The following is a 10,535-nucleotide window of genomic DNA, read 5'->3' on the forward strand; positions in this document are numbered from 1 at the left end:
AAGTTTTTGAGTTTACTTCCTTTATTCCCCCGTAAATAGTTTCAATGGTGCGACCTATACCCCGATCGCCAGTTTTCTCCTATAGCGCTGCTGTAGTAACTGTCGTGATTGCCTTACTCCTGACCCTCGCCTTCAAACCCATCCTGGCTTCAACCCCGTTTTTGTTCTTTTTTGTAGCCATCACGGGGACGACTTGGTATGGGGGAATTGGTCCAGGTTTGGTGACCACAGTGCTATCTGTGTTAGCCCTGGACTATATTGTACTGGTTCCGGCCTACAGCTTCACCGGAATCAGTGGAACCAACCTGCTGCGAATGGGGTTGTTTGCCTTATTCACCCTAGTAATTGCCCAGCTAAACGTTAAACTCCATCAGACAAAACGGCAGCTAGAAGTCAGCTTGAATCAGATGCAAGAAAGTGAAGAACGCTATCGGCGGATTGTCGAAACTGCCTCGGAAGGCATCTGGATTTTGGACGAGACAGGGCAAACCCGCTATGTGAATCAGCGGATGGCGCAAATGTTGGGCTGTTCTCCAGAATCTATGCTCGATCGCTCTTTTTTTGAGTGGTTTGACCAGGGATCTCGCCCCCAGGGATTTACGAGAACCTAACTCAACCTTATCCCGGATTCCGCGAACAATGGGATGGGCGATTTCGCCGTTCAGATCAGTCGTTACTTTGAGAGATCGTCTCTATGAATTCCATTTTTGATGACCAGAATCAGTTTCAGGGGACCCATCTGATGCTCACCGATGTCAGCGATCGCCAAGAAACCCAGGAACGCCTCCAACTCTCTTTAGAAGCAGGAGGCATAGGATGTTGCGATTGGAATCTGATCACCAACGAGATTGTTAGATCCGACAATCTTGCGGAAATTTACGGGGTGAGTCCGGGTCAGTTAGAGGGGACATTTGAGGGATTTTTAAACCTAGTTCATCCCGAGGACCGGGAACGAGTCCAAGGAGCGATCGCCCATGCTGTGGCCGAAACCAGCCTCTACAGCTTAGAATTTCGCATTCAGCCCTCAGCGGAGGAGATTCGCTGGATCCTGGGCAAAGGAAAAGTCTTTAAAGATGCCAGTGGTCAAGCCGTCCGGATGACAGGGATTTCGATGGACATCAGCGATCGCAAGCGCACCCAGGAAGAACGAGATCTGCTACTGACGGACCTCGAATCCCAACAACAACTCCTGAGTGCAGTTTTGCAGCAAATGCCTGCGGGGGCGATCGTCGCCGAGGCCCCATCGGGGCAGTTAATCTTGATGAATCAGCAAGTTAGAGAAATTTTCGGCATTTCCCTCACTCCCTTAATTAGGATCCCAGATTATCCCGAGACTCCCTATCAAATTTTTCACCCTGATGGTCAACCCTATCACCCAGTAGCATTACCCCTAGCGCGATCCACCTCTACCGGAGAGATTGTGGTTGAAGAAGAACAGGAAATCCAACGCGCTGATGGGACCCGGGTCACCGTCCTCGCCAACTCCGGTCCCATTCGCAATGCCGAGGGCCAAATCGTCGCCGCAGTGGTGACCTTTTATGACATCACCGAACAAAAACGCGCCCAAAATCAAATCAAGCGCTATGCCGATGTGGTCAAAAATATTCAAGTGGGATTAACAGTCTGGCAACTCACCGATGCAGAGGAATCTCTTTCTTTTGAGCTAATTAGCGCCAACCCCGCAGCGAGTCAAATAGTCGGACAAGATTTAGAACAAGCCGTAGGAATGCGGCTTGAGACTTTATTTCCCCATCTAGTGAAACCTTCACGGATTGTCGAGTTGATAGAGGTTTTGGATGGTTCATCGGTGTGGGATTTTCCCGAAGTCATCTATAACAATACTTCAGAGGACCGCTATTTTTCCTTGAAAGCCTTTCCCTTGCCCAGTCGCTGTCTGGGATTAGCTTATGAGGATATTACCGATCGCAAACAAGCGCAACAAGCCTTACTCGAAAGTGACCAGCGGTTTCGGATCATGGCCGATGCTGCGCCGGTTTATATTTGGTTATCGGGAATTGATCAGCAGTATTATTACTTTAATCAACTTTGGTTGGAGTTTACCGGGAGGACTTTAGAAGAGGAAATTGGCAATGGCTGGCTGGACGGAGTACATCCCGATGACCGGCAATTTTGCCTTAATATTTATCATCAAGCCTTTGAAGATCGCCAACCCTTTGAGATGGAATATCGCCTGCGCCGATATGATGGGGAATACCGTTGGTTGTTAGATCGAGCAAGGCCTCGGTTTTCCTCCGATGGCAGATTTGAGGGGTATATCGGGTCTTGTATTGATATTAGCGATTACAAAATTTACGAGACTGAAATTAAGCGTCTCAATGCCAGTCTCGAACGCCGGGTGATGGACAGAACCGCCCAACTTGAATCGGCGAATCAGGAACTTGAATCCTTTGCTTATTCTATTTCCCACGATTTGCGTGCTCCCCTACGACATATTAGCGGATTTATGAATTTACTGCGTAAACGGCTTGATCCCTCCCTAGAAGAGCAGAGTCAGCACTATCTTAATGTTATTATCGCCAGTACCCAGCAAGCTGAAGAGTTGATTGATAATTTGTTAGCCTTTTCGCGCATGGCACGTTCTGAGATACGCTGGATTAAAGTCGATATGAATCAGCTAGTCGAAGAGGTGCGAGAAACCTTGGAAATGCAAATAGGCGATCGCAAAATTATCTGGGAGATTGCCTCCTTACCCACCGTGGAAGGTGAACCCACCATGTTAAGATTGGTCTTGCAAAATCTCCTGGATAATGCGATTAAGTACACCCAACGACAGAAACAGGCTAAAATCACCGTGGGGTTTAATGAAAGTGACCTCGAATTTATCTTTTTTGTGCGAGATAATGGCATTGGATTTGATATGCGTTACGCGCACAAACTCTTTGGAGTTTTTCAACGCTTGCATAGCAATCCTGATTTTGTTGGCACCGGCATCGGACTCGCCAATGTTCGCCGGATCATCTATCGTCATGGAGGCCGCACTTGGGCCGAAGGTGAGGTAGATTTGGGTGCTACCTTTTATTTTTCTCTCGCCAAAGAACCGGAACGGGAACTGGACTTTGCCGCTAATACTCTAGGAGAAAAATAATCATTTACATCCTTCTAAATCCCGCTAAAACCCTGTACAGCCTCAAGAGGGTTTGGTATCCAAACCCTAGCCCTGTCAAGGTGTATTTGTAGGGGCGCAATGCGCAGGCCCTAAATGGGGCCTGCGCATTGCGCCCCTACATGAAACAACGATTTTTTGTCATTAAATTTACCACCTTGACAGGGCTAACGCTTTTGACCCATTGAAGGAAGTAGAGTACAATCTTCCATTTTATAGCGACCCTAAATCATTTTGACAATGGATCCAAGCCCGAGACCCTAGGAACACTTACATCTTGCTCGCTTTCTTTATGTTAAATTCATTTAAACGCGCTATATATAAAAAAACACAATCATGGATTATGGTCATCCCCGCAAAACAAGATAAAATTTGAGCGTTATTTACCACTTAAACCCCATGAACCAGGAAGAAGAAAAGATGGATGTCAAAAGGATTCTATTGGTAGAAGATAATACCAATGAGATAGAGCTAATTTTAACGGGTCTGGAGGAAAATCACCTAACCAATGAAGTCATCGTTGTGCGCGATGGCGAGGAAGCGTTAGATTATTTGTTTCGTCGGGGTATTTTTAAATTGAGGCAGGAAGGGCATCCGCTCGTAGTGATACTTGACCTCAAACTGCCCAAAATCGATGGACTAGAAGTGCTGGCACAAATTAAGTCTAAAAAGGATTTGCGGCAGATTCCCGTGGTGATTTTGAGCGGTTCTCGGGAAGAATCGGATATGATGACCAGCTATAATCTAGGGGTGAATGGCTATGTCATCAAGCCCTTAGACTTCCACGATTTTGTGGATACCATTAGAAGCCTAGGGCTATTCTGGGCCGTAGTCAATCAACCCCCTCCAGGCTCCTTGCCTTCTCAATCACGAGAATTGAGTGACCCAACTAAGCAAATAATGGACGATTAAAGTGCTGCATATCCTACTGCTAGAAGATAGTCTACTGGATGCAGAGCTAATAGAGGCCCACTTGCAAGAGGGTGGTCTAAACGTTTCTGTAGTGCGGGTAGACACCTGCGAAGCCTTCCAAGATGCCCTGGAAAGTGGTCAATTTGACGTGATTTTGGCTGATTACTCCCTCCCCTCCTTCGATGGATTTTCCGCCCTGAAAATGGCCCAAGGTCAATGTCCGGACCTACCTTTTATCTTTGTGTCAGCGACTTTGGGGGAGGAAGTGGCCCTGGAAACTCTGAAAAGTGGAGCCACGGATTATGTCCTCAAGCAGCGGTTAGAACGACTGGTTCCCTCGGTGGAACGAGCGATTAGAGAGGCTAAAGAACATCACGATCGCCTGCGCGCAGAAGCAGCACTCCAAGAAAGCGATCGCCGGTTTAAAATGGCCCTAAAAAATTCATTTATCTGCATTTTCCAACAAGACCGGGACCTCAAATACCAATGGATTCATAATCCCCAGGGACCCGAAACCGCAGAGGAAATTGTCGGGGAAACCGACTACTTTTTATTTTCCAAAGCGGATGCCGACTGCCTCAGCGCCCTCAAACGAGAGGTGATTGCCACGGGAACTCGCACTCGCGTCGAAATTTCGGTGACCCTGGGGGGCGAACTCCGGGACTACGACCTGATTTTAGAACCTTTATTTGGTGAGCAACCGCATCAGGACCCCACCCTGGTGGTGGCGCTGATGGGTACTGCCTTGAATATTACCGAACGCAAGCAATCGGAACGAGAACTGTACCGTCGGGAACAGCAATTTAGAGCTTTAGCAGAAAACGCGCCGGATATTATTACTCGCTTTGATCGACAACTGCGCCATATTTACATCAACCCGGCGATCGAAAAAGCCACTGGAATCCCGCCAGAGGAGTTTATTGGCAAAACTAATGCGGATTTAGGATTTCCTGAAAAATTTTACTTACCGTGGTCCCGACATTTTCAACAGATTTTTGTCACTGGAGAACCGGGTTTTCTGGAATTTGAGTTTCCTTCCTCCACCGGAACCCGGACTTATCAATCCCAGGCGGTTCCAGAATTTGACTTAGAGGGTAATGTTGAGTCTTTATTGTGCATTAGTCGGGATGTCACGGAAAGCAAAAAAGCTGAACAGGTCCTGCGAGAGAGTGAGGCCCGGTTCCGACGGTTGATGGATTCCAATACGATTGGCATGGGATTCTGGCATGGGGATTGCATTACCGTTGCCAATGATGCTTTTTTGCAAATGCTGGGTTACTCCCAAGAGGACCTGAAAATTGAACCGTTCCGATGGCGCAAGATTGCCCCATCGGAATATTTGCATCTGGATGAAAATGCCAATCAGCAAGCGCGTCAAACGGGCTATAGTGAGCCATTTGAAAAGGAATTTTGTCACAAAAATGGCATTCGGATTCCGGTGATTGTGGGAGGGGCGATTTTTGACAAAAATGTGGATGCGGGGGTCTTTTTTGCCCTGGATTTGACCGATCGCAAACGGATGGAAGAGGCACTACAGGAACAAGCTGAGGCGTTAGAACGCGCTAATCAGGTCAAGGATGAGTTTTTAGCGGTCCTCTCCCATGAGTTGCGATCGCCCCTGAATGCGATTCTCGGATGGTCTCAGTTACTGCTAAATCGCAAATTTGATGAAGCTACGACTCGTCGAGCTTTGGAGACAATCGAGCGCAATGCGCGATTTCAAGCTCAACTGATTGAGGATTTGCTGGATGTTTCCCGCATCCTGCGCGGCAAGCTGACTTTGAAAATCACGCGAGTAAATTTATCTACCCCAATCAGCGCGGTGATCGACAGTTTGCGTCTGGCGATCGAAGTCAAATCCCTTCGACTTGACTATTCCATAGATCCCAGTGTCCCCCCGGTGATGGGAGACTCCAACCGCTTGCAGCAAGTAGTCTGGAATCTCCTGTCTAATTCGGTGAAATTTACTGAACCCGGGGGTCAACTAACCCTGCGCCTCAAACAAGAGGACCGATGGGTGATTCTGCAAATCCAGGATACGGGAGTGGGTATTCTGACAGAATTTCTCCCCCATTTGTTTGAATATTTCCGCCAAGGGGATTCTTCTACTACGCGCAATCATGGGGGACTTGGGATTGGATTAGGACTGGTGCGCCATCTGGTGGAACTGCATGGGGGAACCATCAGTGCAGAAAGTCCGGGAGTGGGACAGGGGGCAACTTTTACTATAAAACTCCTGGCGATCGCCTTCAAAACTGATACCCAAACCCAATTGCCGCACTCTTCTGCCAAGCCGAAACTGACTGGAGTGCGGGTCCTGATTGTGGATGACGATGATGACTCGTTGCAGTTTATCCAGCTTGTCTTAGAACAGTCTGGATGCCAAGTCCGGGCGATCGCCTCCACCGTTGAAGCCCTCGCCATCTTTTCTGACTGGAAACCGGATCTGCTGATTAGCGATATTGCTATGCTAGATGAGGATGGGTATAGTTTTATCCGCAAAATTCGGGCAATGGAGAGAAACGCCGAGGGACAAATTCCTGCAGTAGCGCTGACAGCTTATGCCCGAGAAGAAGACCGCAATGCTGCTTTTTTAGCTGGATTTCAAGCACATTTAACTAAACCAATTGACCCGAAAGCATTAATGGCGGCGATCGAATTATTAACCCGACCGATTGAGGTATTTTAGATGAGGGAAAATATTCCGTGTCACGACTTCAGTCGTTTCCGCGTGACTTAGCTAACGCCAAGTCACGCGCTCAAAGGATGCTTAAACTCCAGTCTTCAAACAGGTGCTTAAGCCTTAGCCCTGTCAAGGTGATAAATTTGATGACCAAAAATCGTTGTTTCATGTAGGGGTTTGGTCACCAAACCCTCTGATATGATGTAGGGGTTTGGTCACCAAACCCTCTTGATGGCTTAAGCTACAAACATTTCCTTGATCCTCTCCCATCTCTTAATGAGAGAGTTTTTCTAGGAAAATCTGCCGATCGCCCCGGTAAATGACTTTGAGTTTTTCCTGGAAAACCGTCATAAAGGCATCAATCCCTCGCCCGGTATTACAATGCGGGCGATCGGGAAATTCAAAGTGGTAGTCATCAAAAATAATCATGCCGCCTTCTTTGATGAGTCCCCAACTTAATACCGCATCTTGGAGGACATCAATGGCAAAATGAGAGCCATCAATATAGACAATATGATAGAAATTTAACAGGAGCGATCGCAACACTTCTTGCGACAATCCTACCCGTTTATCGACCTTGTGTTTAGCACCACTTTTTTCAATATTTCCGTCAAATCTCTCTTCTACTGATTTCTGCACCGTCGGGTCATTCTTTTTACTCTCCACCACCCCCTCAAAATTATCAATACAGGTAATCCGGGCGGTTTCATGGGTAAGAATATTATCCAGCAACCAACAACTCGCCATGCCTTCAAAACAGCCCACTTCTACCACTCTCAAGTTAGGCATATTGGCATATTTGCGGAAATTCTGTTCCCATATTGGCATGACGCCGGTAAAACAGTCGGCGCTGACGTTATAGCCTTTTTGAGCAAATTGGAGAGTATAGGGAATCGTGGAGAGTTTTTTCTGGAGAATTTCGTTATTAGGCTTAAATTCTAGGGCTTTCTTTAAGGCAATTTCGGCTTGATAAACTTTTTCTACGTTACTGGTAAATAAGGCTTGATAGTACAGAGACATCCCCAGATTATAATGAGCCTGACTGGACCTGGGTTCAAGTTCTACCATTTTCTGGGCGGCATTGGCGGCTTGAGCATATTTGCAATTCGCCCAACTTTTTTCAATGACGCGCTGGTAAATGGTTCGCAGCACTTCCTGAGATTGGGGGGTATAAATGGCTGATAAAATATAACGAGCAGAACTATATTCTGACTGATTAGGGGGGATTTGGTTTAAGAGTTCAGCCGCTTCACTTAATTTACCTTGGGCCAAAAATGCCATTCCTAGGGGGTAAGTGATGGAAATTTCGGGAACGAGGTTTTTAGCTTTCCAGAAGCAGAGAATCGCGTCTTGGAATTCTCCATAGTCGCAATGTTTAAGGGCTTTATTGCGATAATAATTCCCATAAGCTTGTTTGAGGCTGATGTTCTGGTTCCAGTCGGGATGATTTAAGAGTTTTTGGGTTAAAGCAGCCCCTAAGAGGTCGAGGGATTTAACATGAAAAATTTGACCTTCGGCGAGTTGGCGTAAGACTTCGATGAGGAGGGTTTGGTTGAGGTGAGAATAGTTGGAGGAGGCGAGTAATTCGGCGGTGGTGATTAACCGTTCGGTGAGGGTTGAGTGGAGGATGCCGAGGTGCAGGTAAAGTGGCAGACGGGCGAGATGGTTATTGATATCATTGGGGGCGATCGCACTGATGCGATCGCGCAAGACTAAGGCAGTTTGCCAGTCCCTGACGGATTCTTTCTGAGTGGCGATCGCCACTAAAAGCTCATAAAGCTGCTGTCGCCACTGTTGAACTTGAGGCGGTGTTCCCTGGGACAATACCGCATTCCAACACTGTTCCGCTTCCGTTTGCTTTCCTTGCAGTAACAAAGCGACCCCTAAATACCAGTAATTGACAATCACCTGGGGTTGCGCTTGAATGTTTTGTCGGCAAAGGGCAACTGCCCCCGCATAGTCCTGCTTTGCTAAATATTCCGTAACCATCGGTTGGACTTGCATGATTTCTATTCCTGTCTATTTTCAATCAAGGGTTAATGTTTCAGGGATGAAAGTTCCCCTATCCCCCAGGGATTTTTTTGAGGTCCTTTGGAGGAAAAACGTTGTTCTGGCATATTCAGGAAACATCGCCTCCCCAAAATAGCCTCAGTGAATTCTGGGGAATTCTATAGGATACAAAAGAATCCCCAAGAATACAAAAAAACCGGGCTTTTTGCAAAACCCGGTGGATTCAAAACCTGGATCAGCCCTTACAAATATTGCTGCAAGAATTGTTCCAATCTATCCAAACCCTTCTCAATGGTGGGTAAATCCGTGGCATAAGATAAGCGGATGCAGTCATCGTCTCCGAAGGCAATTCCCGGAATGGCAGCAACCTGGTAAGATTCCAGTAAGGCATCACAGAATTTCAGGGATTTCATCCCGGTTTTAGTGATATTCAGAAACACATAAAAAGCACCTTCAGGTTCCGGACAAGTAATGCCGGACATCCCCCGAATGCGTTCCAAGACCGCGACCCGGCGCAGGGCAAAGGCTTGAAGCATTTCTGCGACACAATCTTGCTCGGATTCCAAGGCGGCGATCGCCCCATATTGAGCAAAGGTACAGACATTGGAGGTACTATGACTTTGAATGGTACTCGCTGCCTGGATCAGTTCGGCATCTCCCGCTAAATACCCAATTCGCCACCCAGTCATTGAGTATGCCTTGGCAAACCCATTACTGATAATCGTGCGTTTGAATACTTCTTCGGAAACCTCGCCGATACTCAAATGTTGGGCGTCATTGTAGAGGATTTTCTCGTAAATCTCATCGGAAACCACTAAAATATCCTGTTCAACCACCACAGCAGCTAAGGCGCGAATCTCGTCGGGGGAATACACCATTCCCGTGGGATTAGACGGGGAATTGAGAATAAACAGCTTGGTTTTCGGGGTACAAGCGCTTCGCAGTTGGTCTGGAGTAATTTTATAACCACTTTCGGCAGTGGTGGAGACGATCACCGAGACACCGCCAGCTAGGGTGACCATTTCTGGATAACTCAACCAGAAGGGGGCCGGGATAATCACCTCATCCCCGGGGTCGAGGAGGGCCAGCATGAGGTTAAAGAGAGAATGCTTGCCGCCATTGGTGACGATGACATTTTTCGCGGAATAGTTGAGATTGTTATCGGTTTTGAGCTTGTGGGCGATCGCTTCTCGTAACTTCGGTTCACCGGCGGCGGGTCCATATTTGGTTTTCCCCGCATTCAATGCTTGAATTGCCGCCATTTTGATATGGTTTGGGGTATCAAAATCCGGTTCACCTGCACTAAAACTACAAACATCTATCCCATCGGCTTTCATCGCCTTAGCTTTGGCGGCGATGGCCAAGGTCAGTGATGGCGTTACCTGTCCAACTCTTGTTGCCAGCTTCATTATGCCTACTTCAACTGAGAATAAATTTAAGGATATGCTTCGCTCAGAATATCCTACTCTACCCACTCTCAGGCCAGGATGTCAGGCGATCGTGACATCACAGGACAGATAAACCTCTTGAATGCCATCAAACAATTTGACGCCTTCAGCAAAGGGTCAAGGGATGGGTTGGCGTCCAGAAATTAACCCACAACCCCCAGCCCGCTTGTTAATCACGGCGGTTCGCACCGCTTGGGCGAAGTCGTTGTCATTATTTTTTATAGAAAGCACCGTAAAACCCATGTGCTTTAGCCGTGGGATATAAGGTGGGTGAACGTAGGTACGTAGTTAACCAAATCCATGGTATAATTAGTCTGTGCGTGCGTTTCGTTTAACCTAAATGGGTAGCAATACTCAG

General features: G+C 47.3%; 6 protein-coding genes and 1 pseudogene. 4 read left to right on the top strand and 3 right to left on the bottom strand.

The window, feature by feature from the left end; genetic code table 11:
* The first annotated feature begins 44 nt into the window (after positions 1 to 44).
* The 4 genes from J0895_RS03255 (at position 45) to J0895_RS03270 (ending at position 6,725) form a co-directional block, all read left to right on the top strand.
* Entirely contained in the window at positions 45 to 611 is a 567-nt protein-coding gene (locus J0895_RS03255; RefSeq protein WP_207086698.1) for a DUF4118 domain-containing protein, read from the top strand.
* An 83-nt stretch (positions 612 to 694) separates the two neighbouring features.
* Positions 695 to 3,106 carry a PAS domain-containing protein gene (locus tag J0895_RS03260; RefSeq protein ID WP_207086699.1) on the top strand — a complete coding sequence of 804 codons (2,412 nt, stop codon included), beginning with the start codon at positions 695 to 697 and terminating at the stop codon, positions 3,104 to 3,106.
* Positions 3,107 to 3,523: 417 nt separating this feature from the next.
* Positions 3,524 to 4,036, top strand: coding sequence for a response regulator (locus tag J0895_RS03265; RefSeq protein WP_242541017.1), 513 nt, complete (start codon positions 3,524 to 3,526; stop codon positions 4,034 to 4,036).
* 1 nt (position 4,037) lies between these two features.
* On the top strand, positions 4,038 to 6,725 hold the full coding sequence (locus J0895_RS03270) for a response regulator (protein ID WP_207086700.1): 2,688 nt from the start codon (positions 4,038 to 4,040) through the stop codon (positions 6,723 to 6,725).
* Between the two features lie 267 nt (positions 6,726 to 6,992).
* Here J0895_RS03270 and J0895_RS03275 read toward each other — a convergent pair whose 3' ends face one another.
* From J0895_RS03275 to J0895_RS03285, 3 genes and pseudogenes are all read right to left on the bottom strand, one after another.
* Positions 6,993 to 8,723 carry a class I SAM-dependent methyltransferase gene (locus J0895_RS03275; RefSeq protein ID WP_207086701.1) on the bottom strand — a complete coding sequence of 577 codons (1,731 nt, stop codon included), beginning with the start codon at positions 8,721 to 8,723 and terminating at the stop codon, positions 6,993 to 6,995.
* Positions 8,724 to 8,971: 248 nt separating this feature from the next.
* On the bottom strand, positions 8,972 to 10,138 hold the full coding sequence (locus J0895_RS03280) for a pyridoxal phosphate-dependent aminotransferase (protein WP_207086702.1): 1,167 nt from the start codon (positions 10,136 to 10,138) through the stop codon (positions 8,972 to 8,974).
* A gap of 81 nt (positions 10,139 to 10,219) precedes the next feature.
* Positions 10,220 to 10,384, bottom strand: a pseudogene (locus tag J0895_RS03285) (class I fructose-bisphosphate aldolase); the annotation flags it as partial.
* Positions 10,385 to 10,535: the final 151 nt, after the last annotated feature.

Origin of the sequence: Phormidium pseudopriestleyi FRX01 (assembly GCF_017313335.1) — a bacterium.
GTDB classification, from domain to species: domain Bacteria; phylum Cyanobacteriota; class Cyanobacteriia; order Cyanobacteriales; family Laspinemataceae; genus Laspinema; species Laspinema pseudopriestleyi.